This is a genomic window from Streptococcus suis, from assembly GCF_002960425.1.
In the GTDB taxonomy this organism is placed as follows: Bacteria; Bacillota; Bacilli; order Lactobacillales; family Streptococcaceae; genus Streptococcus; species Streptococcus suis_S.
In genome coordinates, this window is sequence record NZ_POIZ01000042.1 from 1 (window position 1) to 23,901 (window position 23,901).

Annotated in this window: 23 protein-coding genes and 1 pseudogene; 22 read left to right on the plus strand and 2 right to left on the minus strand. The window is 44.1% G+C overall.

Annotated features, from left to right (window positions below; genetic code table 11):
• Positions 1-136: 136 nt before the first annotated feature.
• On the minus strand, positions 137-1,492 hold the full coding sequence (locus C1G57_RS04900; RefSeq protein WP_105113991.1) for an aspartate kinase: 1,356 nt from the start codon (positions 1,490-1,492) through the stop codon (positions 137-139).
• Between the two features lie 181 nt (positions 1,493-1,673).
• Between C1G57_RS04900 and C1G57_RS04905 the strand changes: the two genes are divergently transcribed.
• The 16 genes from C1G57_RS04905 (at position 1,674) to C1G57_RS04985 (ending at position 14,718) form a co-directional block, all read left to right on the plus strand.
• Positions 1,674-2,318, plus strand: coding sequence for an HAD family hydrolase (locus C1G57_RS04905; RefSeq protein WP_105113992.1), 645 nt, complete (start codon positions 1,674-1,676; stop codon positions 2,316-2,318).
• A 155-nt stretch (positions 2,319-2,473) separates the two neighbouring features.
• A complete protein-coding gene (locus tag C1G57_RS04910; RefSeq protein WP_105113993.1) occupies positions 2,474-3,265 on the plus strand; it encodes an enoyl-CoA hydratase in 792 nt (263 codons plus the stop codon).
• 80 nt (positions 3,266-3,345) lie between these two features.
• Positions 3,346-3,780, plus strand: coding sequence for a MarR family winged helix-turn-helix transcriptional regulator (locus C1G57_RS04915; protein ID WP_105113994.1), 435 nt, complete (start codon positions 3,346-3,348; stop codon positions 3,778-3,780).
• Positions 3,777-4,754 carry a beta-ketoacyl-ACP synthase III gene (locus tag C1G57_RS04920; protein WP_105113995.1) on the plus strand — a complete coding sequence of 326 codons (978 nt, stop codon included), beginning with the start codon at positions 3,777-3,779 and terminating at the stop codon, positions 4,752-4,754. The genes C1G57_RS04915 and C1G57_RS04920 overlap by 4 nt, the downstream gene beginning before the upstream one ends.
• A gap of 58 nt (positions 4,755-4,812) precedes the next feature.
• Positions 4,813-5,037, plus strand: coding sequence for an acyl carrier protein (locus C1G57_RS04925; RefSeq protein WP_105113996.1), 225 nt, complete (start codon positions 4,813-4,815; stop codon positions 5,035-5,037).
• Between the two features lie 167 nt (positions 5,038-5,204).
• On the plus strand, positions 5,205-6,170 hold the full coding sequence (gene fabK / locus C1G57_RS04930) for an enoyl-[acyl-carrier-protein] reductase FabK (protein ID WP_105113997.1): 966 nt from the start codon (positions 5,205-5,207) through the stop codon (positions 6,168-6,170).
• A gap of 1 nt (position 6,171) precedes the next feature.
• Positions 6,172-7,092, plus strand: a complete 921-nt coding sequence (gene fabD / locus C1G57_RS04935; RefSeq protein WP_105113998.1) for an ACP S-malonyltransferase — start codon at positions 6,172-6,174, stop codon at positions 7,090-7,092.
• A gap of 9 nt (positions 7,093-7,101) precedes the next feature.
• On the plus strand, positions 7,102-7,836 hold the full coding sequence (gene fabG, locus C1G57_RS04940; protein ID WP_105113999.1) for a 3-oxoacyl-[acyl-carrier-protein] reductase: 735 nt from the start codon (positions 7,102-7,104) through the stop codon (positions 7,834-7,836).
• A 13-nt stretch (positions 7,837-7,849) separates the two neighbouring features.
• Complete coding sequence (fabF, locus tag C1G57_RS04945) at positions 7,850-9,085, plus strand: beta-ketoacyl-ACP synthase II (protein ID WP_105114000.1); 1,236 nt, start codon at positions 7,850-7,852, stop codon at positions 9,083-9,085.
• Entirely contained in the window at positions 9,086-9,562 is a 477-nt protein-coding gene (gene accB, locus C1G57_RS04950; RefSeq protein ID WP_105114001.1) for an acetyl-CoA carboxylase biotin carboxyl carrier protein, read from the plus strand.
• A complete protein-coding gene (gene fabZ / locus C1G57_RS04955; protein ID WP_023371400.1) occupies positions 9,559-9,981 on the plus strand; it encodes a 3-hydroxyacyl-ACP dehydratase FabZ in 423 nt (140 codons plus the stop codon). Before accB ends, fabZ begins: the two co-directional genes overlap by 4 nt.
• Positions 9,982-10,169: 188 nt before the next feature.
• Complete coding sequence (locus C1G57_RS04965; RefSeq protein WP_105114002.1) at positions 10,170-11,543, plus strand: acetyl-CoA carboxylase biotin carboxylase subunit; 1,374 nt, start codon at positions 10,170-10,172, stop codon at positions 11,541-11,543.
• A gap of 14 nt (positions 11,544-11,557) precedes the next feature.
• The gene (accD, locus tag C1G57_RS04970; protein WP_105114003.1) at positions 11,558-12,424 is read left to right on the plus strand and encodes an acetyl-CoA carboxylase, carboxyltransferase subunit beta; all 867 of its coding nucleotides are present in this window, start codon (positions 11,558-11,560) and stop codon (positions 12,422-12,424) included.
• Positions 12,421-13,194, plus strand: coding sequence for an acetyl-CoA carboxylase carboxyl transferase subunit alpha (locus tag C1G57_RS04975; RefSeq protein WP_105114004.1), 774 nt, complete (start codon positions 12,421-12,423; stop codon positions 13,192-13,194). Before accD ends, C1G57_RS04975 begins: the two co-directional genes overlap by 4 nt.
• 188 nt (positions 13,195-13,382) lie before the next feature.
• A complete protein-coding gene (locus tag C1G57_RS04980; protein WP_238595305.1) occupies positions 13,383-13,991 on the plus strand; it encodes a CPBP family intramembrane glutamic endopeptidase in 609 nt (202 codons plus the stop codon).
• Between the two features lie 58 nt (positions 13,992-14,049).
• A complete protein-coding gene (locus C1G57_RS04985) occupies positions 14,050-14,718 on the plus strand; it encodes a CPBP family intramembrane glutamic endopeptidase (protein WP_105114005.1) in 669 nt (222 codons plus the stop codon).
• Between the two features lie 60 nt (positions 14,719-14,778).
• On the opposite strand, the gene C1G57_RS04990 is transcribed toward C1G57_RS04985, so the two are convergent.
• A complete protein-coding gene (locus C1G57_RS04990) occupies positions 14,779-15,705 on the minus strand; it encodes a site-specific integrase (protein ID WP_105114006.1) in 927 nt (308 codons plus the stop codon).
• A gap of 120 nt (positions 15,706-15,825) precedes the next feature.
• Here C1G57_RS04990 and C1G57_RS04995 point away from each other — a divergent pair, with 120 nt between their 5' ends.
• From C1G57_RS04995 to C1G57_RS05020, 6 genes and pseudogenes are all read left to right on the plus strand, one after another.
• On the plus strand, positions 15,826-16,401 hold the full coding sequence (locus C1G57_RS04995; protein ID WP_105114007.1) for a restriction endonuclease subunit S: 576 nt from the start codon (positions 15,826-15,828) through the stop codon (positions 16,399-16,401).
• A complete protein-coding gene (locus C1G57_RS05000; RefSeq protein WP_105114008.1) occupies positions 16,394-19,600 on the plus strand; it encodes a type I restriction endonuclease subunit R in 3,207 nt (1,068 codons plus the stop codon). The genes C1G57_RS04995 and C1G57_RS05000 overlap by 8 nt, the downstream gene beginning before the upstream one ends.
• Positions 19,601-19,707: 107 nt before the next feature.
• Positions 19,708-20,937, plus strand: coding sequence for a restriction endonuclease subunit S (locus C1G57_RS05005; protein WP_105114009.1), 1,230 nt, complete (start codon positions 19,708-19,710; stop codon positions 20,935-20,937).
• Positions 20,938-20,949: 12 nt separating this feature from the next.
• Positions 20,950-21,618: a Fic family protein gene (locus tag C1G57_RS05010; RefSeq protein ID WP_105114010.1), complete on the plus strand. Its 669-nt coding sequence runs from the start codon at positions 20,950-20,952 to the stop codon at positions 21,616-21,618.
• Between the two features lie 92 nt (positions 21,619-21,710).
• Positions 21,711-22,238 (plus strand): annotated as a pseudogene (locus C1G57_RS05015) (restriction endonuclease subunit S); the annotation flags it as partial.
• A gap of 33 nt (positions 22,239-22,271) precedes the next feature.
• Complete coding sequence (locus C1G57_RS05020; protein WP_105114012.1) at positions 22,272-23,861, plus strand: type I restriction-modification system subunit M; 1,590 nt, start codon at positions 22,272-22,274, stop codon at positions 23,859-23,861.
• Positions 23,862-23,901 lie beyond the last annotated feature (40 nt).

Sequence of the window (23,901 nt, forward strand, 5' to 3'; positions counted from 1 at the left end):
AATCATCAACGATTTCAAGAACGCAACAACGGCCTTGCCCCTCTTGAAATGAGGAACAAGGCCGTCGCCTAATCTTTTATTATTTCATTGTCCACTTGACAGGGAGCAGTTCATGATTTAGCATGGATATTTTAATTTATTTATCTTCAAAGAATGCATTGTAAAGTGCTTTGAGGGCTTTTTTCTTCTCTTCTGTTTTAACAACGAACATGACAGAAACTTCGCTGGCACCTTGAGAAATCATGGCTAAGTTGATATTTTGCTGTGAAAGAGCTGCTGTGGCAGTGGCGGTCACACCGACATGACTCTTCATGTTTTCGCCAACAATCATGATGATGGACAGCCCGTGCTCAATCTCGGCCTTATCCACTTCCAGCTTAGTATTGAGTTGTCGAAGAATTTCTTCCTCCTTGATTGGTGTCAATTCACGTTCGCGGAGGACAATAGACAAATCATCAATACCAGTTGGCATATGTTCAAAGCGGATATTGAGGTCTTCAAGGATTTGCAAGACTTTACGACCAAAACCAACTTCGCGGTTCATCAAGTATTTAGACATGTTAATACTTACGAAATCATCATCGGCAGCGATACCGACAACCGGAACAGTTTTCTCGGTATGTTTGTGGACAATTCGGGTACCGGGATGTTCAGGATTATTGGTATTTTTTATGACTAGAGGAATACGACCACGGTAGGCAGGAAGAAGGGCTTCATCATGAAGTACAGAGAAGCCAGCATAGGCCAATTCCCGCATCTCACGGTAGGTTAATTCCTTGATCGAATGTGGATTTTTGATAATGCCAGGGTGGGCGGCGAAGATACCATCCACATCTGTAAAGTTTTCATAGAGATCGGCCTTGACACCAGCGGCTACGATGGAACCAGTAATGTCTGATCCTCCACGTGAGAAGGTACAAATTTGATTATCAATTGTTACACCAAAGAATCCAGGAATAATAAGGATTTCATCCGCATCACGCAGTTCTTCAATTTTGTCATAGCTTGACGGAAGAATGCGAGCATTACCTGGTTCAGAGCTGACGATAATGCCAGCTTTTTTAGGATGAACATAGCGTGCTGGCAGTCCCTTGTAGGTGAAGTATTCAGCAATCAATTTTGCATTGTTATCTTCACCAGCAGCTAGGAAAGCATCATAGAGAAAATCGTTGTTTTCAATTGGAAGGCTAGCCAGAGCTTTAATGCTTTCGGTGATTTTTTTCATGCTCTTGGCAGTGAAACCAAGCTCGTCCACCATTGCCTGATAGCGATTGATAATCCATTCTTGACTAGCAGTAACGTCTTCCCCATTGATGTAGTTTTTATAATATTTGATTAAAGCATCTGTAACCTTGGTGTCCTCAGCATTTCGTTTTCCAGGTGCTGAAACAACGACAAAGCGGCGTTCGGGATCTGACTGAACAATGTTAAATACTTTTTCTAGCTGACTGGCAGATGCAAGAGAGCTTCCGCCAAATTTGATAACTTTCATTCCTATCTCCTTGGATATTTTTTACTATTATAGCAGAATAGCATGGGATTGTCAGTACCTACAAACAAATCTTGTGACTAGTGAGCTTTAAAACGAACGATAGTTTTATCAAAAACTTTCTGAAAACAATAAATTCCTTTCAACTATGTTACAATAAGATGGAATAGAATAGGAGAAAAACATGGTAAAAGCTATTATTTTTGATATGGATGGTGTTCTATTTGATACAGAAACCTTTTATTTTCAACGTCGGATTGATTTTCTTGCAACCAAGGGGCTATCGGTAGACCATTTAGAGCCATCCATTTTTGTTGGTGGTAGAGCTAGTCAAATGTGGAAACGTATCCTGGCAGATGATTATGAAAGTTGGGATGTACCTGCCTTGGAGGAAGAGTATCGTATTTACAAGGAAAATCGTCCCACTCCTTATGCGGAGCGTGTTTTTCCAGATGTAAGAGAGAGCTTGGAGCGTTTAAAAGACAATGGCTTACCTCTGGCATTGGCCTCCAATACAGACAAGGAAGAGATTGAACGAGCTTTGTCTGAGGCGGGGATTGCAGAGTATTTTGATTGGACCTTTTCTGGTATGGACTGTCAAGCACCAAAGCCACATCCAGCAGTGTATGAACGGGCAGTCCAAGCTTTAGGAGTGGATAAAGAGGATGTTTTGGTCTTTGAAGACAGCTCTAAGGGGATTGCAGCAGCAAAAGCAGCAGGACTGACTGTATGGGCTATTCGAGATCAGCGCTATGGCATCGACCAGTCCCAAGCTGATAGGCTTGTAGATAGCTTGGGTCAAGCAATGGAACTATTAGACATAGGATAAAAGAGTTGGCTTTGCCGACTTTTTTTCGGATGTCACACTTTATGTAGGGTAAACTAGTGACAAATTTTCATTGTGTGTTAGAATGGATTACAGAGTTTGAGATTTGATGTTCAAATATTTTAAATATCAAACTATTTTTTCGGAAGGAGAATCAGATGGCATACCAAACAGTTGCTTATGAGGTGATAGGGAACCTTGCTAGACTGACATTCAATCGTCCTGATGTTGCTAATGGCTTTGACATTCCTATGTGTGAAGAGATTCTTGCAGCAATAGAAGAAACGGCTAAAAATGACAAGGTTCACTTCCTACAGATTGCTGCCAATGGTCCTATTTTCTCTGTCGGAGGAGATTTGGTGGAGATGAAGCGAGCGGTGGATGAGGACGATATTCCTTCTCTTGTGCGCATAGCAGAGCTGGTTAATGACATCTCCTTCGCCCTCAAGCAACTACCAAAGGTTGTCATTATGGTCACCGATGGAGCAGTAGCAGGTGCCGCGGCCAATATGGCAGTTGCTGCAGACTTTGTGATTTCCTCAACCAAGACAAAATTCATCCAGGCCTTTGTTGGCGTTGGTTTGGCGCCAGATGCGGGTGGTATTTTCCTGCTCAGCCGTGCTATTGGGGCCAATCGTGCCAGTCACTTGGCCATGACAGGAGAAGGCTTGTCTGCGGAGAAAGCTCTGGACTACGGCATTGTTTACAAATTGGTCGAGCCAGAAAAGTTGGAAAAGACTGTCCAACAGGTTATCAAGAAACTCATGCGTGGGTCCATCAATTCCTACGTGGCGATCAAGCAACTGGTCTGGGAGAGTCAGTTCAAGGACTGGGAATCTTATCGTACTTTAGAGCTGAAATTGCAGGAAAGTTTAGCCTTTAAAGAAGACTTCAAAGAGGGTGTAAGAGCCCATGCAGAGCGGAGAAGACCAAACTTTACAGGAAAATAATGAAGATTTTCTGAAAAAATATTTGACATTCAAATTATTTTAGATTATACTTTGATTATCAAAGTAAAGGGGGGCTTGTTTTGGAAGATTCAAAAGTAAATGAATATCTGACAGCAATTTTTAATAATGTGTTGGTGATTGAAGAAACAAGTCTTCGCGGCAGTCGTTTCAATGATATTTCTATTAAAGAAATGCACACCATTGATGTCATCGGTGGTATGGATGGTGCGACGCCGAGCGATGTGGCTCGAACTTTGATGGTTACACTTGGTACGGTGACGACTAGCTTAAATAATTTGGAGAGGAAGGGTTACGTTGAGCGTATCCGTTCTACCAAAGACAGGCGGGTGGTTCATCTCTATCTGACCAAGAAAGGTCGTTTGGTCTATCGCTTGCACCAACGGTTTCATAATGAAATGGTCAAGCAGATTACAGACGGCATGGATGAGGCAGAATACCAAGTGATGAAAAAAGGGCTCTACAAACTCTATAATTTCTTGGAGGATTTGAAATGAGAACCTTCGCTAAAATCAGTCAGGTTGCCCACTATGTTCCTGAACAGGTCGTGAACAATGATGATTTAGCACAGATCATAGATACCAGCGACGACTGGATTGCTTCGCGGACGGGTATTCGTCAAAGACGGATTGTTGTAGATGAAAATACCAGCAATTTAGCTAGTCAGGTTGCCCAATCCTTGCTAGACAAGTCGGGTGTAGCTGCTGATGAAATTGATTTTATCATCATCGCAACCATCACACCAGATTCAGCCATGCCGTCAACGGCAGCTCGGGTCCAGGCGGCAATCGGTGCAAAGAAAGCTTTTGCCTATGACCTGGTGGCAGCTTGTTCGGGCTTCGTTTTCGCCCTGTCCACCGCAGATAAACTGATTTCCTCGGGTATCTACCAAAAGGGAATTGTAATTGGAGCAGAGGTCTTGTCCAAGACGGTTGACTGGACAGATCGTGGAACGGCGGTCTTGTTTGGAGATGGTGCTGGTGGCGTATTGCTAGAAGCTAGCTTGGAGCAGCATTTCCTGGCAGAAATCAACCGAACGGATGGCAGTCGTGGTCTCGGCTTGACCTCTGGTCAAACAGGTTTGCACTCTCCCTTTTCAAAAGAGGGGAGCAACCAACCTTACTTGCAGATGGACGGTCGAGCGATTTTTGAATTTGCTGTTCGCGACGTGACCAAGACCATTGCAGAGCTGTTAGATAGTCAGGGTCTGACAGGAGATGAGGTGGATTACATCCTGCTTCATCAGGCAAATAGTCGGATTTTGGATAAGATGGCGCGCAAGCTGGGCATTGCTATCGAGAAATTTCCAGCCAATATGATGCACTATGGCAATACCAGTGCAGCCAGCATTCCCATTCTCCTATCAGAGTGTGTAGAGGCAGGCAGCTTGCACTTGGATGGTAGCCAAACGGTTGTGTTGGCAGGCTTTGGTGGCGGTCTGACTTGGGGAACGCTACTACTGAAACTTTAGTTAATTCCTTGCCTTAGGCAAGATTTAAAAAATTTTTTTATCAAAAAGGAGCACTATCATGGCAGTATTTGAAAAAGTACAAGAAATCATCGTTGAAGAATTGGGTAAGGACGCTGAAGAAGTAACCCTTACAACAACATTTGAAGATTTGGACGCAGATTCATTGGATCTTTTCCAAGTTATCTCTGAAATCGAAGATGCATTTGACATCCAAATCGACACTGAAGAAGGTTTGACATCTGTAGGCGATTTGGTTGCGTACGTTGAAGAAAAAACAAAATAATATTTCTAAGGAAAAGTGCTGGCGAGCATTTTTCTTTGGGTAGATAGTTTGATATTCAAAACATTGAAACATCAAACTAATTGTTAAGTGAGGGCTCTGCCCTCGCTTGTTTAGCTAATTGTTTGATGTTCAAATGATTAGTTAAGCAAAGAAAGATTGAGGGAACTATGAAAACAAAGATTACAGAATTATTAAACATTGATTATCCAATTTTCCAAGGTGGGATGGCCTGGGTTGCAGACGGTGACTTGGCAGGTGCAGTTTCAAATGCTGGTGGTCTTGGTATTATCGGTGGGGGAAATGCTCCCAAAGAGGTGGTCAAGGCAAATATTGACAAGGTTAAATCTATCACGGACAAGCCTTTCGGTGTCAATATCATGCTTTTGTCTCCTTTTGCAGATGACATTGTTGACTTGGTCATTGAAGAAGGTGTCAAGGTGGTGACGACAGGTGCGGGCAACCCTGGCAAATACATGGAACGCTTGCACGCAGCTGGGATTATTGTGATTCCAGTGGTTCCCAGTGTGGCTCTTGCTAAACGCATGGAAAAACTGGGTGTGGATGCCGTTATCGCAGAGGGAATGGAAGCAGGTGGTCACATCGGTAAATTGACCACCATGACCCTAGTCCGTCAGGTTGTTGAAGCGGTATCCATCCCTGTTATCGCAGCGGGCGGTATAGCAGACGGTGCTGGTGCTGCCGCAGCCTTTATGCTAGGGGCAGAAGCCATCCAAGTGGGGACGCGTTTTGTTGTTGCCAAGGAGTCAAATGCCCACCCAGCCTACAAGGAAAAGGTCCTCAAGGCCAAGGATATTGACACGACTGTTTCTGCCTCCGTTGTCGGACATTCAGTGCGTGCCATTAAGAACAAACTTTCCACAGCCTATGCTGCTGCGGAAAAAGACTTCCTAGCAGGGAAAATTTCTGCAGAATCTATTGAAGAACTTGGGGCAGGTGCCCTTCGCAATGCCGTTGTGGATGGTGATGTGGTCAATGGTTCGGTCATGGCAGGTCAGATAGCTGGCTTGGTGACCAAGGAAGAAACCTGTGAAGAAATTCTGAAGGATTTATATTTTGGAGCTGCCAAGGTGATTCGTCAAGAGGCGAATCGCTGGGCATCTGTTGGAGAATAAGATGACAAAAACAGCCTTTCTATTTGCAGGTCAAGGGGCTCAGACACTTGGTATGGCCCGTGACCTCTATGACACTTATCCTATTGTCAAGGAAACCTATGATCAAGCTAGTCAGATTTTGGGCTATGATGTGCGGGACTTGATTGACCACCAGGAAGACAAGCTCAACCAGACCCGCTATACCCAGCCTGCGATTTTGACAACCTCACTTGCTATCTATCGTTTGTTGGCAGAAAAGGGGATTGAGCCCGACATGGTGGCTGGTTTGTCCTTGGGAGAATACGCAGCCTTGGTTGCCTCAGGTGCTTTGGCCTTTGAAGATGCTATTGCACTGATTGCCAAACGGGGTGAGTACATGGAAACGGCTGCGCCAGCAGGAACTGGTAAGATGGTCGCTGTCCTCAATGCAGATGTCAACTTGATAGAAGAAATCTGTTCGACTGTTACCTCTGGAATTGTTTCCCCAGCCAACTACAACACACCGGCCCAAATCGTCATCGGAGGCGAGGTGGCTACAGTGGATGAGGCGGTTGAATTGCTGAAGGAAGCAGGTGTCAAACGGATGATTCCGCTCAATGTATCTGGCCCCTTTCACACGGCTCTCCTGCGACCAGCTTCGGAGCAACTGGCTCAGGCCTTGGAGCAGGTGGAATTTGCGGACTTCCAAGTAGAGTTGGTTGGCAATACGGAAGCCAAGGTCATGAAAAAAGAGGACATCAAGTCCCTCTTGACCCGTCAAGTGATGGAACCAGTTCGTTTCTATGAGTCAATCGCAACTATGCAGGCGGCTGGAGTGACCAAGTTTATCGAAATCGGTCCAGGCATGGTCTTGGCTGGCTTTATCAAGAAGATTGATAAGACGGCTGAGGTAGTGACGGTGGAAGACGTGGCTAGTTTGCAGGAATTTCTGGCTAGTCGATAAGGAGAAATCATGGAACTTACCAATAAGAATGTGTTTGTAACGGGTTCGAGCCGTGGAATTGGCTTGGCCATTGCCCATAAGTTTGCCAGTCTTGGTGCCAATGTGGTGCTGAACGGTCGTGGTCAGTTGGGTCAAGACCTGCTGGACAGCTTTTCAAGCTACGGTGTCAAAGTCGTGGCGATTTCAGGAGATATTTCCAGCTCGGCGGATGCCAAACGAATGGTGGCTGAGGCGGTTGAGGCTCTTGGGAGCATAGATATCTTGGTCAATAATGCAGGGATTACCAAGGACGGTATGGCCTTGCGAATGACGGAAGAGGATTTCGAGAGCGTTTTGAGTGTTAACCTAACAGGAACTTTTAACATGACTCAGGCTGTCTTGAAGCCCATGACCAAGGCGCGTGAAGGAGCGATTATCAACCTTTCCAGTGTGGTCGGTTTGACAGGAAATGCCGGTCAGGCCAACTACGCCGCTTCTAAGGCAGGTGTCATTGGTTTTACAAAATCCATTGCCCGTGAAGTCGCTGGCCGAAATGTTCGCGTCAATGCGATCGCACCAGGCTTTATCCAGTCAGATATGACGGATGTCCTGTCTGATAAGATTAAAGAGGCTATGACTGCACAAATTCCTATGAAACGCTTCGGTTTGACAGAAGAAGTAGCAGATGTTGCTGTATTCCTTGCCAAGCAAGAATATCTGACAGGTCAGGTGATTGCTATTGACGGCGGCTTGACCATGCAGTAAGAGAGGTTTGAAAATGACAAAATTAAATCGTGTAGTAGTGACAGGCTACGGTCTGACATCGCCAATTGGCAATACGCCAGAGGAATTCTGGGATAGCCTGGTCAATGGTAAGATTGGGATCGGAAAGATTACCAAGTTTGATACCAGTGAATACTCTGTCCATAATGCTGCGGAAATCAAGGATTTTCCTTTTGACAAATACTTTGTTAAAAAAGATACCAACCGCTATGATAACTATTCCCTTTATGCTCTCTATGCAGCTCAAGAGGCGGTAGCCAATGCTAATCTTGATACAGAATCCGTTGACAGTGACCGTTTTGGTGTTATCTTGTCAACTGGTATCGGTGGTATTTTGGAAATTGAAGAGCAGGTTGCTCGCATGAACGAAAAAGGGCCAAAACGCATTCGTCCTATGGCACTTCCAAAAGCTTTGCCAAACATGGCGGCTGGAAATATTGCCATGCAGGTCGGTGCTAATGGTGTCTGCAAGTGTGTCATCACAGCCTGTGCTTCATCCAACGATGCCTTGGGAGAAGCCTTCCGTGAAATCAAGTTTGGTTTCCAAGATGTCATGCTAGCAGGTGGCTCAGAAGCAGCCATTACGCCATTTGCAATCGGTGGCTTCCAAGCCTTGACGGCTATGTCGACAACAGATGATCCAAGCCGTGCTTCCATTCCATTTGACAAGGACCGCAATGGTTTTGTCATGGGAGAAGGGGCTGCGGTCTTGGTCTTGGAAAGCTTGGAACACGCAGAAGCACGTGGTGCAACTATCTTGGCTGAAATCGTTGGTTATGGAAATACCTGCGATGCCCACCACATGACTTCTCCACATCCAGAAGGTCTGGGTGCTATTAAGGCTATGAAGTTGGCTATTTCAGAAGCAGGTTTAGAGCCAGCTGATATTGACTACATCAATGCCCATGGTACTTCGACACCGGCTAATGAAAAAGGGGAAAGCCAAGCTATCGTATCCGTCTTCGGCAAGAACACGCCAGTTTCTTCTACCAAGTCCTTCACGGGTCACTTGTTGGGGGCGGCGGGTGCAGTTGAGGCGGCGGCTGTTATTGAGGCTATGCGTCATTCTCATGCGCCCAAGACAGCTGGTACGACAGAGTTGTCTGATTACATTGAGGCGGATGTCATCTACGGTCAAGGTCGTGACATGGAAATTCGACATGCCATTTCAAATACATTTGGCTTTGGAGGTCACAACTCGGTGATTGCTTTCAAACGTTGGGAGGCTTAAGTGAATATTGCAGAAATAAAGGACTTGATGAGTCAGTTTGACCAGTCAAGTTTGCGAGAATTTTCATATAGCAATGCTGGGGAAACCTTGCATTTCAGTAAAAACCAGCAGGCGACAGCGGCTCCGAGTCCAGCGATAGAAGCTCTGCTTGCTCCAGTAACTCCTGCAAGCCCAGCCCCTGTGCCAGCAGTTGAAACCAATGAGCCAGCTCCAGCAGAAGCCAGCTCAAGCCCTGTGGCAGAAGGTGCAGTGGTGGAAAGTCCCTTGGTCGGCGTGGCCTATTTATCGCCAGCCCCTGACAAGCCAGCCTTTGTAGCAGTTGGCGATACGGTCAAAAAAGGGCAGACCCTCATGATTATCGAAGCCATGAAGGTCATGAACGAAGTACCAGCTGATCGTGACGGTGTGGTTACAGAGATTTTGGTGGCCAACCAGGACGTTGTAGAATTTGGACAAGGATTGGTACGCATCAAATGATTGATATTTTGAAAATTAAAGAGGCGCTTCCTCATCGCTATCCCATGCTCTTGGTTGATCGTGTCCTTGAAGTATCGGAAGATGAGATTGTCGCCCTCAAAAATGTGACTATTAACGAGCCCTTCTTTAACGGGCATTTCCCAGACTATCCTGTCATGCCAGGTGTTCTCATCATGGAGGCTTTGGCACAAACCGCAGGTGTCTTGGAGTTGTCCAAGGAAGAAAACAAGGGTAAGCTGGTTTTTTATGCCGGCATGGACAAGGTTAAATTTAAGAAGCAAGTTGTACCTGGTGACCAGTTGATCATGACAGCTACATTTGTCAAACGCCGTGGAACCATTGCGGTCGTTGAGGCAAAGGCAGAAGTGGACGGAAAACTGGCTGCGTCGGGGGTATTGACTTTTGCTATTGGAAAATAATACTCTTCGAAAATCAAACTCAGCCGTTGTTGACTTGATTTGATGAACTTCAGTTCTATCTGCATCTGCGTCGCCTAGCCTGATTTTGATTTTCATTGAGTATAAAACAGTCCTTTATTTTTCAAACTAGTTAAGGACTGTGATTGTTATAACAATTATTCTATGTTAAAAAGGAGATAGGATTCATCATGTTTGAGAAGATTTTGATTGCCAATCGTGGTGAGATTGCGGTGCGGATTATTCGTGCGGCCAGGGAGTTGGGGATTGCGACGGTGGCTGTCTATTCAGAGGCTGACAAGGAAGCCCTCCACACCATGTTGGCAGATGAGGCTGTCTGTATCGGACCTGCTCGTTCGACAGATTCCTATCTCAATATGCAGGCGGTCATCTCGGCGGCTGTTGTGACAGGTGCCCAGGCCATTCATCCTGGCTTTGGATTTTTGAGTGAAAACTCCAAATTTGCCACCCTCTGTGAAGAGGTCGGCATCAAGTTTATCGGTCCTTCTGGGACGGTCATGGATACCATGGGCGATAAAATCAATGCTCGGGCGGAGATGATTAAGGCTCAAGTGCCTGTTATTCCAGGATCAGACGGCGAGGTCTTGACCAGCCAAGAAGCCCTTGAAATTGCTGAAAAGATTGGCTACCCTGTCATGCTCAAGGCATCGGCAGGAGGTGGCGGGAAAGGGATTCGTAAGGTGGAAAAAGCTGAAGACCTGGTTCCTGCCTTTGAGTCAGCTTCCAGCGAAGCCAAGGCAGCCTTTGGCAACGGAGCCATGTATATGGAGCGTGTCGTCTATCCAGCCCGCCATATCGAAGTACAGATTTTGGCGGACCAGCACGGTCATGTCATCCATCTGGGAGAACGGGATTGTTCCCTTCAACGCAACAACCAGAAGGTTTTGGAAGAAGCTCCGTCTATCGCCATTGGTCAGACCATGCGGGACCGTATCGGTCAAGCAGCGGTACGGGCTGCCCAGTCAGTTGGCTATGAAAATGCAGGGACCATTGAGTTCCTCTTGGATGAAGCCAGGGGCGAATTTTACTTCATGGAAATGAACACACGGGTGCAGGTAGAGCATCCAGTTACCGAATTTGTCACCGGTGTGGATATTGTCAAGGAGCAAATCAAGATCGCGGCTGGTCAGGAACTCAGCGTCCGTCAAGAAGATGTGAAGATTACAGGCCATGCCATTGAATGCCGGATCAATGCTGAAAATCCAGCCTTCAACTTCGCCCCAAGTCCAGGTAAGATTTCCAATCTCTACCTGCCAAGTGGTGGCGTTGGTTTGCGTGTGGATTCGGCAGTTTATCCAGGCTACACCATTCCGCCTTACTATGATTCTATGATTGCCAAGGTTATCGTGCATGGGGAAAATCGTTTTGAAGCTCTGATGAAGATGCAGCGAGCCCTCTACGAATTTGAAATTGACGGAGTGATGACCAATACCGACTTTCAGCTGGACTTGATTTCCGACAAGCGTGTGGTAGCTGGTGATTACGACACCGCCTACCTCATGGAAGAATTTTTACCCCGTTATCAGGAAGAATTAAAAAAGTAAACTAGGAGAATGCTATGGCTTTGTTTCGCAAAAAGGACAAATATATCCGCATCAACCCTAATCGTTCGCGGATAGAGTCAGCACCTCAAGCAAAGCCAGAGGTGCCAGACGAACTCTTTTCCAAATGCCCAGCTTGTAAGGAAATCCTCTACAAGAAGGACTTGGGACCGGAGAAAACCTGTCAACACTGTTCCTATAATTTCCGGATTACAGCCCAGGAACGCTTGGCTTTGACAGTGGATGAAGGCTCGTTTGAGGAATTGTTTACAGGGATTGAAACAAAAAATCCCTTGGACTTCCCCAATTATCTCGAAAAATTGGCAGCCACCCGTCAAAAGACAGGCTTGGACGAGGCTGTTTTGACAGGCAAGGCGACAATCGGCGGACAACCAGTTGCCCTTGGAATCATGGATTCGCACTTTATCATGGCTTCAATGGGAACGGTGGTCGGTGAGAAAATCACCCGCCTCTTTGAACTGGCTACTGAAGAGAAACTGCCAGTCGTCCTTTTTACCGCATCTGGCGGTGCTCGGATGCAGGAAGGCATTATGAGCCTGATGCAAATGGCTAAGATTTCGGCAGCTGTGAAACGCCATTCCAATGCTGGCCTCTTTTACCTGACGGTCTTGACAGACCCGACAACAGGAGGTGTGACGGCTAGTTTTGCCATGGAAGGCGATATTATCCTGGCTGAGCCACAGACTTTAGTTGGCTTTGCAGGCCGCAGGGTGATTGAGTCAACTGTACGTGAAAATCTACCAGATGATTTCCAGAAGGCTGAATTTTTACAAGAACACGGATTTGTCGATGCCATTGTCAAACGCCAGGACTTGCCAACGACCATTAGTCGCTTGTTGAGAATGCATGGAGGTGTCAGATGACCAGTGATGTAGCACGTATGATTCGTTTGGCACGTGACCAGGCTCGCCTGACGACCTTGGACTATGCCACACAACTCTTTGATGACTTTATCGAACTGCATGGCGATCGGAATTTCCGTGATGACGGAGCTGTAGTGGGTGGCATCGGCTTTCTAACAGGTCAGCCAGTAACAGTCATCGGTATCCAGAAAGGGAAGAATCTTCAGGACAACCTCAAACGCAACTTCGGTCAGCCCCACCCTGAAGGCTACCGCAAGGCTCTTCGCCTCATGAAGCAGGCGGAGAAGTTTGGTCGTCCCGTTGTCACCTTCATCAATACCGCTGGAGCCTATCCAGGTGTTGGTGCCGAGGAGCGTGGACAGGGCGAGGCCATTGCCCGCAACCTCATGGAGATGAGCGACCTCAAGGTACCTATTATCGCTATTATCATCGGCGAGGGAGGCTCTGGCGGAGCCCTTGCCCTAGCAGTCGCAGACCAGGTCTGGATGCTGGAAAACTCCATGTACGCCGTCCTCAGCCCTGAAGGTTTCGCCTCTATCCTCTGGAAAGACGGCAGTCGGGCCATGGAGGCGGCAGAACTCATGAAGATCACGTCATACGAGTTGGAGAAACTCCAAGTGGTCGATCGGGTGGTTTTGGAAAATGGCAGAGCGACCAAGGAAGTCTTGTCTGACATCAAGGAAAATCTGGTCAGCCAGTTGGCTCAACTACAAGCCTTACCACTTGATGAGCTACTCGAAAACCGTTATCAACGCTTTAGAAAATACTAGGAAGACCTAGTATTTTTTCTTGGTTTTTATTGACAAAAGAAAACTATCGTTGTAAAATCTTGTTAAATAATATAATAAATTTTGTAGCAGACGAGCTATACTTATTTACTATTTAATTAGGGCAGGAGAATGATATGGAAACATTCAGTCAACGATTGGAATGACTTGGTCGAAAACTTTGGCTTTTGGTGAGAGTGCTTGGCTTGTTAGTCCTTGCTGTTATTCCGGATTTAATTTTGGATAGATCTGTCGAGCAAGTCGCGCAATGGGCTGCTGGTTTGGTATCACTGGTTTTGATTGTTTTTATGTACTGGCGAGCTGAGAAGAATGGGCTTGCCATTTGGGATAGAAAATTCCTGACCTGGAAGGGCTTGGGGCTAGTAGCACTGACATTTTCAGGGATTTATTTAAGTAAAAAAATCGGTCATTTTATTATGGATCTTCAAGGAATTGAGGATACCGCCAATCAGCTTGATATTGAAACGATTTTGCAGAAGATTCCAGCTTGGCTAGCCTTCATAAATTTTGTATGTCTACCTGCTATTTCAGAAGAAATAATTGTTAGGGGATATCTGTTCAAAAAGTTGTTTGAACAGTACAAGATGTTGGGAATTGTAGTATCTGGTTTGATTTTTGCTCTCTTACATGGACCAACGGATTTGGGCTCTTGGGTTTTGTATTCCCTTCCGGGTTTCCTGTTTGGGTACCTGTATTATAAGACGGATTACCTCATCTATCCCATGGCAGTTCATTTTATCAATAATGCTTGGGCCTTTTTGGCTTACTATTATCTATAGTTTTTGATCAGGAGGGTATGGATATGGTCTATATGGAGAAGTGGTTAGGAGTTTGGAAATGTTAGAAACCTTTAGTCAAAAATTAGAATGGATTTGTCGGAAAATCTGGATTTTGCTGCAGGCCTTTCTATTGTTGCTTCTTGATCATATTCCAATTTCCATATTGGAACAATCCACCTCACCAGTCGCTCAATGGACTGCCGGCCTATCTTCTATTGCTATTATGGTCTTTATGTGTTGGTTGGCAGAAAGGAAAGGGCTAGCCATTTGGGATAGAAAAATCTTAACTTGGAAGGGTCTGGGTATTGTTCTCTTAACCTATAGTGCGGCCCAGTTATTCGATTATCTCGGGCAGTTTATCATGGACCTTCAAGGGATTGAAGATACCGCCAATCAGATTGGCATTGAAAAGCTGTTACAAACAATCCCATTTTGGTTAGCCTTTGTAAGAATAGCCTGTCAGGCAGCCATTACCGAGGAGATCATTGTCAGAGGCTATCTATTCAAAAAGTTATTTGAAAAGCACAAGATGTTAGGAATTGTAGTCTCTGGTTTGATTTTTGCCTTCTTACATGGACCGACAGATTTGGGATCTTGGATCATTTATGCCAGCCCAGGATTTTTAATGGCTTATCTCTACTACAAGACAGATTACCTCATCTATCCCATGGCAGTGCATTTTATCAATAATGCCTGGTCGGTGGTGGCATTCTACTATTTTCAATAAGGGAAACGAAAAGACGATTCCGTTCGGAGTCGTCTTTTTGCCAAGGTAGAAATATGGAATTTAACAAAGCCCCGATAGTGACCGCATGATCAAATCAACATCTTGGTTTTCCAATTCACGAATGATGTGAAGATAGGTCTTTTGGGTTGTTGTCATGCTTGCGTGACCAAGCCGTCTAGCGACACTGGCGATGGATACACCAGCAAATAATAAAATCGAGGCGTGCGTATGCCTAAGAGCATGAATAGTGATGATAGGGAGATTTGCACTTAGACAGCGTTTTTCAAGAACAGCATTGATAGTAGAGTTGTAAATCCGCTCTTTCTTCACGAAAAGTAAGTCATCGGGTTGGCTACCTTGCAATAAGTTGGCGAATTGCGTACTGGTTTGCCAGTCAAGTTGGATTTTCCGGACAGAAGATTTATTTTTTGTAGGTAAAAAACCGCCTCCTCCTTTATAATTCCATGTTTTGTCAATGGTTAGTAGTTGGCGGTGAAAATCAAAGTCTTGGGTGGTCAGAGCGAGGGCTTCGGAGAATCGAATACCTGTTTTGGCAACCAATAGGATGAGCCAATCCCAATTTAAGTTTTCACCGAGATGTAATTCTTGTATCAACTGATGAAGTTCAAATTGGCTGAGGTATTTTGTTTTCTTCTTTCGAGGAAGTTTTCCCTTGATAATCACCTTGCGGGTCGGATCTCGCTCTAGGATACCCTCGTCAACAGCATCTAAAATGGCTCCTTTCAACTGATGATGAAAATCCATGGTTGTCTGTCGTTCATGTGTTTTTGCATAGCTGTTGATCAACTCTTGGTAACGAAGTCGATTCAAATCCTCTAACAATAGATTGGGAGCGAGTCTGATGATCCATTGCAATGTCATACGATATTTTTTTAAGGTGATTTCGCGGATTGCTCCTTCCTTATAAACCTGAAGCCAGTTTGCATAGTAGTGATGGAAAAGTATTTTTTCTTCTGATAAGTTCATAGCAGAACCTCCTTTTTTAATTTTTAAAAATTACATAATAAGTTGACAAAACAATGGGAAGTTGCTATACTTATTTTAACAAAAATGTAATTATAAAAAATTTCAAAAGAAAGGGTGCTTATGAAACTGGAAGAATTAGCTCTCTTTACGGGCGGAAGTTTACAGGTTCGCTTGGATGCTCTTAGTTCGGTAGATGTTAGGGAATACACCCTCTACAATCAGCAACATCATCAATTGGACGGCTATGAAGTGATAGAGGAAACAGTGGATAGTCGGACGGTGAGGACGGACAGAGAAGTGACTTTGCTAAAGGAAGGTGACTTGCTCTTTAGTTTGCTATCTGGAAAGGCTGTCTTAGTGAGAGCGGAACAAGCAGGCTTTCTTTATACACAGAACTATATCAAAATTGATCCGATTGCACAGCTTGATAAAGCTTTCTTGCTCTATCTTATCAATGAATCCTCTGATATTAGACGGCAGTTTTACCAAAGCTTACAAGGTAGTGAGGTATTAAAATACACAGTAAAACAATTGAAAAGCCTGCAATTAGGTCCCTTGCCAGATTTGGAAATGCAGGTTAGATTAGGGCGGGTTTACTTGGATGGATTAGCCTTACGGCATAAGCGACACTCATACGCACAAGGGGATTTTTCTCGATTAACACATTTGATAAAGGAGGTTTACACACATGAATGAATTAGCATTTGAAACAGAATTGATTCAATATATTACAACAGGGACTATTACACAGCCAGAACACCTAGAAGGTCTAGAATGGTCTGTTAGTGATTCTTCTACCCTTTATGCAGTCAAGTCTAAGCTATGGACCTATGAGCCGACTATCAAAACAACTGAGCAATTGTGGGAAAATTTTCGGACGATTCTCTGGCAACATAATCAGCATCGATTGGACAAACCCCTGAGTGATACGGAGTTTGCTCAAGTTAAGCAGATTATTTCAGATCTCAAGACTCCCTATGAGGCTGGTCAATTTTTATATGGTGTCAGTGGGGTTTCAGAATTAGAGATTACGCTTGATGATGGACGGCATACATTCTTGACGGTATTTGACCAACGAAAGATAGGTGGCGGGGATACGGTCTATCAAGTGGTGAACCAAATCCATCGTGCTCCAAAAATCCCTGGACGGCAGGAGCGTCGGTTTGACACGACCTTACTGATTAACGGCTTACCTATTATTCAAATCGAAGAGAAAAAAGATACTCGAAATGTTGACGAAGCATTGAACCAAATGCACCAATACATCCAAGAACGGCAATATACGGATATTTTTTCCACCTTACAGATACTGGTTGGCATCACTCCAAACAATGTTCGCTACATGGCCAATACCACTGCAGAGAAATTCAATAAGGACTTTGCTTTCCACTGGCAACGTAAGTCTGATGGTAGCAAGGTTCGGAATTGGAAAGAGTTTGCGGATTCTATGCTCAGCATTCCCATGGCCCATCAGATGGCGACCAACTATATGATATTAGATGGTACACCGCAGAAACAAATGTTGAAAGTTATGCGTCCCTATCAAGTTTACGCCACTCAGGCAGTCATTGAGGGGATTAAAAAAGTGGATTTTGAACTAGGCTGCAATAAGATTGGCTATATTTGGCATACAACAGGTTCAGGTAAGACCATCACTAGTTTCAAAACCGCTTGGCTAGCTAGTCGAATGCCAAAGGTGGACAAGGTTGTCTTTCTAGTGGACCGTATTGCCTTGACCAATCAAACCAAGGATGACTACCTGGCCTATGACCCGGAAGCAGGGGAAAATAGCTTTGGTAGTATCCGTGAAACTCAGAATACCACAGCCTTGGCACGACAGCTGTCCAGTAAGGATAATGGAATTATCGTCACCTCTGTGCAAAAATTGGACACACTGGTGAAGAGGAAGTCCTTCAAATCCCCAGATAAGCATATCGTGTTTATCGTTGATGAAGCCCATCGGTCAACAGGTGGAGATAGTTTTGCAGGTATTCAAAAAGCCTTTAAAAAAGCGGCTTGGATTGGCTATACAGGAACTCCCAACCTAGATGATACAGGAGCTAGTCTGCGGACGCAAGATATCTTTGGTCCCCTTCTTCATGCCTACACTATTAAAAATGCCATTAGTGATCGCAATGTACTAGGGTTTAAGGTGGATTTTGAAACGACCATCAATCAGGAACACATGAAAACAACCTACTTGCCAGATTTTTACAGGCAGAAATATCCAAGTTGGACCAGTGCACAGATTGAGGAAAAGATTGCCAATCTAAGTCCAGATGATATGGATGATGCGGTGACTTCCAGTGTTTATGATGAAAATCCAGAGCATGTCCGCTTGGTCGTTGAAGATGTCTTCAAACACTGGGCAAATCGCTCTGGTAGTGGTCGTTACAATGCCTTATTTACCACTCATGTAGGCGGTGGCAAAGCCTCCACGCCCATGGCCATGATGTATTTCAGGGAGTTTCAACGGACTAATCAACTGCATCGGGAGCAAGGTGGCTTGGTCTTGAAAGTGGGTGTTACATTTGCCTTGAATACTCAAAACAACAATAGCATGGTCGAGTCAAATACTGGTTTGCTGGAAGCTATTGAGGTCTATAATGCAGAATTTGGGACATCCTTTGGCTTGTCAGATGTTTCTGCTTATACAGAAGACCTGGTTAGTCGTTTGAACAGAACGGCCAAGGACAAGAATTATTTGGATCTAGTGATTGTTGTAGATCAGCTTTTGACAGGTTTTAATGCTCCTGAACTCAATACTTTGTATGTTGACCGAACCCTAAAAGGTGCCAGTCTTATCCAGGCTTATTCCCGCACCAATCGTGTGGAGGATATGGATAAGAAACCTTTCGGACGTGTGGTCAATTACCGCTGGCCTGCCCATAATGAGAAATTGATGAACCAGGCCTTGGCCATCTATGCAGATGATAGTGCAGCCAATTTGTCAGATGAGGAACAAAAAAATAATAACGAAAAAAATGGATTGGTAGCCAAACCCTTCAAGGAAGTGTTTGCTGAGGTAAAACAAACTGTCGAACAATTGAGAAAGTTGACAGATGATTTCAATGATATTCCGAAGTCTGAGAAAAAGCGTGAAGATATGTTGGAATTGCTTCGTGCATACAATCAAGGCATGTCCAAGCTCAAACAGTACCAGCCTGAGTTAGTCGATGGAGTATTGGAGGGGTTTGATTATAACCAACCAGAACGTTTCATTGAAAGCTTGGGAATGTCAGTGGAGGAAGAAAAACTCTTGACGACAGTTTTGGCAAACGAATTGAAACGAGCATTGGCTAAAGAGCAAAAAGTAAGCATTCATCAGATCGAACTCAAGATGACTCATATCAAGGAAGTGACGATTGACTACGATAAATTGACAGAATTAGTTGAGCTCCTATTGAACCAGGTTTACGAAGAGAAGATGGTAGAAGCTGCAGCTACTAAGGATGAATTAGACAGATTCGCCAGTGGTTTGGACGATCACAACTACGCAGACCAGATTCGTCAAACAGGGGATGCTATCTACCGAGGGGATTTTCCAACAAAAGATATGGAAATGACTTATCCAGTCAAGGGTATCGATAGCCAGAAGATTATCCAAGAGGCTTCGCACGTTTACATCGACAAGAAACTCTTTGCTTTCCGAATCCAATGGGGGCTGACTGAGCATATTCGCAACCAAGAACTGCGAGAGTTGATGGCAGCGCACCGCTATGGTCAGAAGGATTTGGATGATACGGGTCACTTGCGTGCTTTGATAAAAGAAGCCAGTCGAGATTATCAGACCTGGGCAGATGACGATACTGTCAAAGGGCTAGGAAAGATTCAATACCGCAATCAATTACGACAGGCCATCTATGATCTGGCAGATGACTTGGTTGGCCAATAGTTTGCGATTTTGTCGGATGGTAGCGTATAATAGAATGGAAATCATCCGAAAAATTGCAAAAATAACTTTCAGAAATAAAAGAAAATGAAAGTAGATTAGGAGGGATTATGACAAAAGAAAAACCAACCGAGCCACGGTTACGCTTCCCTGGATTCACGGACGCTTGGAAACAGCGTAAGTTGGGGGAAGTGGCGGAAAGAGTTAGTCAAAAAAATTTAGATAGACAGTATGTAGAAACTTTTACAAATTCTGCCGAATTCGGTATCATTTCTCAGAGAGATTTCTTTGAAAAAAATATCTCTAGTTTGGAGAATCTTAGTGGATATTATGTTGTGAATCCTGATGATTTTGTATACAATCCAAGGATTTCAAATTTAGCTCCAGTTGGTCCAATTAAGCGGAATAAATTGGGGAGAGTGGGGGTTATGTCGCCTCTTTATACTATATTTAAGTTTACCGACATGAATTTGGATTTTGTTGAGAAATATTTTGATACGACAATTTGGCATAGATATATGGAGTTGAATGGAGATAGTGGAGCTCGCTCAGATAGATTTGCTATTAAAGATTCAGTGTTTAGAGGTCTTCCTATTCCTCATCCTTCCCTCCCCGAACAAGAAGCCATCGGCAGCTTCTTTTCCGACCTAGACCAGCTTATTACTCTTCATCAGCGAAAATTAGATAGTGTCAAAGGATTGAAGAAGGCTTTGTTACAGAAAATGTTTCCGAAAGGAAATGGAAACGATTTTCCTGAACTGAGATTCCCTGAATTTACGGACGCTTGGAAACAGCGTAAGTTGGGGGAAGTTTTGGACGAGAGGAATGAAAGTAGGTCTCCAAGTGCTGATGTGCCCCTAGTTTCATTTACAGTAGAGAATGGAGTTACCCCAAAAACAGAGCGCTATAATCGAGAGTTTCTAGTTAGGAATGACGATAAGAAGTATAAATTTACCCAATTGGATGATATTGTATATAATCCAGCAAATTTGAAATTTGGAGCTATTGCAAGAAACAAATATGGTGCTGCAGTATTTTCTCCAATATATATTACCTATACAGTAATACCAGATGCTTCTCCGATTTTTATTGAATTGGTAGTTACTTTTGCAGATTTTATTCAGCGCGCATTACGTTATCAAGAAGGGACAGTTTACGAGAGAATGGCAGTTAAATCATCTGATTTGCTTAGAAGTGAAATTTTATTGCCTACTCTCCCCGAACAAGAAGCCATCGGTTCTTTCTTCTCCGACCTAGACCAGCTTATTACTCTTCATCAGCGTCAGTTGGATCATCTGAAACTGCTGAAAAAGGCATTGTTACAGCAGATGTTTATATAGAAAGAGGTCAGTATGACATATTCACAGGATTATTTAGATGACCTTCTGGTACGAATGGCCTATCATTCCAGTGGGATTGAGGGGAATACCATTTCTCTGCCTGAAACGGTTTCGATTATTTTGGAAAGTACTCTGCCTGGAAAGCACAAGAGTATCCGTGAATTTTATGAGATTGAAAATCACAAACAGGCTTTCCAAGCTCTGCTATTTGCCTTAGATAATGAGGAAGAGCTGAGCTTGGGGCTGGTTAAGGATATCCACGCCTTGTTGATGGACCGTCTCCAGCATGATCGGGGACAGTTCAAGTCTGTGCAAAACGCTATTATTGGTGCGACCTTCAAGACGGCCTCGCCAGAGGAAACGCCTTTCCTTATGCAACAGTGGGTCGATAATGCCAACTACCGCTTAGACTTGCCTTTGGAAATAGCAGAGCTGTTAGAGGTGCTGGCGGATGTACATATCCAGTTCGAGCGGATTCACCCTTTCAGTGATGGGAATGGACGAACAGGGCGGCTGATTTTGATGTTCCAAAGCATGCTCAAGTTGGGAGCGCCAGTACTCATCAGTAAAGAAGATCGAGCACTTTATATGGAGCTCTTAGCGGAACAAGATGTGGCAGGTTTATCCCAATTACTCCAACGTTCCTTGGAGTTCGAACAGGAACGAAAAAATCAGTTTTAAGACGGATTTTCAGAAAGCAATTTTCAATCGGTACAACTAATTTCGTCTGAAAATACGGTGAAAACCTTACTTTCACAACTACTTGGAAACAGCGTAAGTTGGGGGAGTTGGCTACTTTTGCCAAAGGAAACGGTTATTCGAAGAAAGATTTAGTTGCAGAAGGTGCGCCAATTATTTTATATGGTCGTCTATATACGAAGTATGAAACAATTATCTCGGAAATTGATACTTTTGTATCTGTTGAAGAGAATAAAAATAGTGTAGTATATAGTGAGGGTGGTGAAGTGTTAGTACCTGCGTCGGGCGAAAGTTCATTAGATATTGCTAGAGCTTCTGTTGTCGCAGAAAAAGGTATAATCTTAGGTGGAGATTTAAATATAGTTCGATTACATTCGGAGATTTTTCCTGTATATTTAGCAGTAACTATATCTAATGGAAAACAACAAAAAGACTTAAGTAAACGCGCTCAGGGAAAATCTGTAGTACATCTTCATAATTCAGATTTGAAAGAGGTGGATTTGAATTTCCCCACCCTCCCTGAACAAGAAGCCATCGGTTCTTTCTTCGCCGACCTAGACCAGCTTATTACTCTTCATCAGCGAAAATCAGATTTCGAATGAAAATTGAAATAATAATGAAAGGATTACAAAAACATGTCAAAAACTATTCAAGTCATTACCAATCAGATTTGGTCTATGGCCAATGAATTGCGTGGAAATATGGATGCTTCGGAATATAAGAACTATATCCTAGCCTTTATGTTCTATCGCTATCTGTCAGAACACCAAGAGCGTTTCTTGTTGGAAGATGAAATTATCAGCCCTGCTCCAGGTGAAACTGTGCAAGACGCCTATGCGCGTGAAGCAGTTGGGAGTGACTTGGCAGAGCATTTGGAAAATACAGCTTCTCACCTTGGGTATGCCATCGAGCCTGAAGACACATGGGCAAGATTGGTAGAAAAAATTGATAATAGCGAGATTGTGGCAAGTGACTATCAGACGATTTTTGATCATTTTAATACCAATGTGGAACTCAACCAGGATGCTATGGAAGATTTCAGAGGTGTCTTCAACGATATCAACCTAGGGGATTCCCGCTTGGGAAATTCAACGGTTGCACGCGCCAAATCCTTGAACAGCATTGTGAAGTTGATCGATAGCATTGAGTATAAAAACGACGAAGGAAAGGATATTCTGGGGGAAATCTACGAATACCTTATCGGACAATTTGCCGCTTCGGCAGGTAAAAAAGGTGGCGAATTTTACACTCCGCATCAAGTAAGTAAGATATTAGCCAAGATTGTCACCTTGGGCTTGGAAAAATCAGATACAAGTTTTTCTGTTTACGATCCAACCATGGGGTCAGGTTCCTTGCTGTTGACAGTACGTAATGAACTACCTCAAGGGCAACATATCAAATTCTATGGTCAAGAAATGAACACGACTACTTATAACTTGGCACGGATGAACTTGATGATGCACCAGGTTGGCTACAGCAATATGATTTTAAACAATGCGGATACCTTAGAAGGCGACTGGCCAGATGGGGTGGATGAACTTGGAATCGACCAGCCACGGAGCTTTGATGCAGTAGTTGCCAACCCGCCTTACTCTGCTAAGTGGGACAACCGTGAATCCAAGTTGAAAGACCCGCGTTTTATGGAATACGGCAAGCTAGCCCCAGCCTCTAAAGCAGACTTCGCCTTTATTTTACACAGTCTTTATCATTTGAACAATACAGGAACCATGGCTATTGTCTTACCGCACGGTGTGCTCTTTAGGGGAGCAGCAGAAGGACATATCCGCAAACTGATTATTGAAAAAAATTACTTAGATGCCGTTATTGGTTTGCCGGCCAACTTGTTTTATGGGACAGGCATTCCAACGACTATCCTTGTCTTCAAAAAAAATCGCCAGACCAAGGATGTTTTCTTTATCGATGCTAGCAAGGAGTTTGAAAAAGGGAAGAATCAAAATCACCTGTCAGATGATATGGTAGAAAAAATTGTTCAAACCTATCACAATCGCCAGTTTGTTGACAAGTATGCTTATTTAGCTCCGTTAGAGGAAATTATAGAAAACGACTACAATCTAAACATTCCTCGTTATGTCGATACCTTTGAGGAAGAGGAAGAGATTGATCTTGGGCAAGTGACGCAGCAGCTGGAACAAGATAGAGTAGAGATTTTGGCATTGGAAGACAAGATTCGCCAACAGTTGAAAACTCTGGGAGTAGATTTTTAGAAACAAGAAAAGAGCGAGTAGGGTCACTACTTGCTCTTTC

Bases quoted from the DNA above. Each gene is read 5' to 3' on its own strand.
- fabK (WP_105113997.1), top strand. From the start codon at position 5,205: ATGAAAACAAAGATTACAGAATTATTAAACATTGATTATCCAATTTTC.
- C1G57_RS05005 (WP_105114009.1), top strand. From the start codon at position 19,708: ATGACAAAAGAAAAACCAACCGAGCCACGGTTACGCTTCCCTGGATTC.
- C1G57_RS05000 (WP_105114008.1), top strand. From the start codon at position 16,394: ATGAATGAATTAGCATTTGAAACAGAATTGATTCAATATATTACAACA.
- C1G57_RS04995 (WP_105114007.1), top strand. From the start codon at position 15,826: ATGAAACTGGAAGAATTAGCTCTCTTTACGGGCGGAAGTTTACAGGTT.
- C1G57_RS04990 (WP_105114006.1), bottom strand. From the start codon at position 15,705: ATGAACTTATCAGAAGAAAAAATACTTTTCCATCACTACTATGCAAAC.
- C1G57_RS05010 (WP_105114010.1), top strand. From the start codon at position 20,950: ATGACATATTCACAGGATTATTTAGATGACCTTCTGGTACGAATGGCC.
- C1G57_RS04925 (WP_105113996.1), top strand. From the start codon at position 4,813: ATGGCAGTATTTGAAAAAGTACAAGAAATCATCGTTGAAGAATTGGGT.
- fabD (WP_105113998.1), top strand. From the start codon at position 6,172: ATGACAAAAACAGCCTTTCTATTTGCAGGTCAAGGGGCTCAGACACTT.
- C1G57_RS04900 (WP_105113991.1), bottom strand. From the start codon at position 1,492: ATGAAAGTTATCAAATTTGGCGGAAGCTCTCTTGCATCTGCCAGTCAG.
- C1G57_RS04965 (WP_105114002.1), top strand. From the start codon at position 10,170: ATGTTTGAGAAGATTTTGATTGCCAATCGTGGTGAGATTGCGGTGCGG.
- C1G57_RS05020 (WP_105114012.1), top strand. From the start codon at position 22,272: ATGTCAAAAACTATTCAAGTCATTACCAATCAGATTTGGTCTATGGCC.
- fabZ (WP_023371400.1), top strand. From the start codon at position 9,559: ATGATTGATATTTTGAAAATTAAAGAGGCGCTTCCTCATCGCTATCCC.
- C1G57_RS04910 (WP_105113993.1), top strand. From the start codon at position 2,474: ATGGCATACCAAACAGTTGCTTATGAGGTGATAGGGAACCTTGCTAGA.
- C1G57_RS04985 (WP_105114005.1), top strand. From the start codon at position 14,050: ATGTTAGAAACCTTTAGTCAAAAATTAGAATGGATTTGTCGGAAAATC.
- C1G57_RS04905 (WP_105113992.1), top strand. From the start codon at position 1,674: ATGGTAAAAGCTATTATTTTTGATATGGATGGTGTTCTATTTGATACA.
- C1G57_RS04920 (WP_105113995.1), top strand. From the start codon at position 3,777: ATGAGAACCTTCGCTAAAATCAGTCAGGTTGCCCACTATGTTCCTGAA.
- C1G57_RS04975 (WP_105114004.1), top strand. From the start codon at position 12,421: ATGACCAGTGATGTAGCACGTATGATTCGTTTGGCACGTGACCAGGCT.
- fabG (WP_105113999.1), top strand. From the start codon at position 7,102: ATGGAACTTACCAATAAGAATGTGTTTGTAACGGGTTCGAGCCGTGGA.
- fabF (WP_105114000.1), top strand. From the start codon at position 7,850: ATGACAAAATTAAATCGTGTAGTAGTGACAGGCTACGGTCTGACATCG.
- accD (WP_105114003.1), top strand. From the start codon at position 11,558: ATGGCTTTGTTTCGCAAAAAGGACAAATATATCCGCATCAACCCTAAT.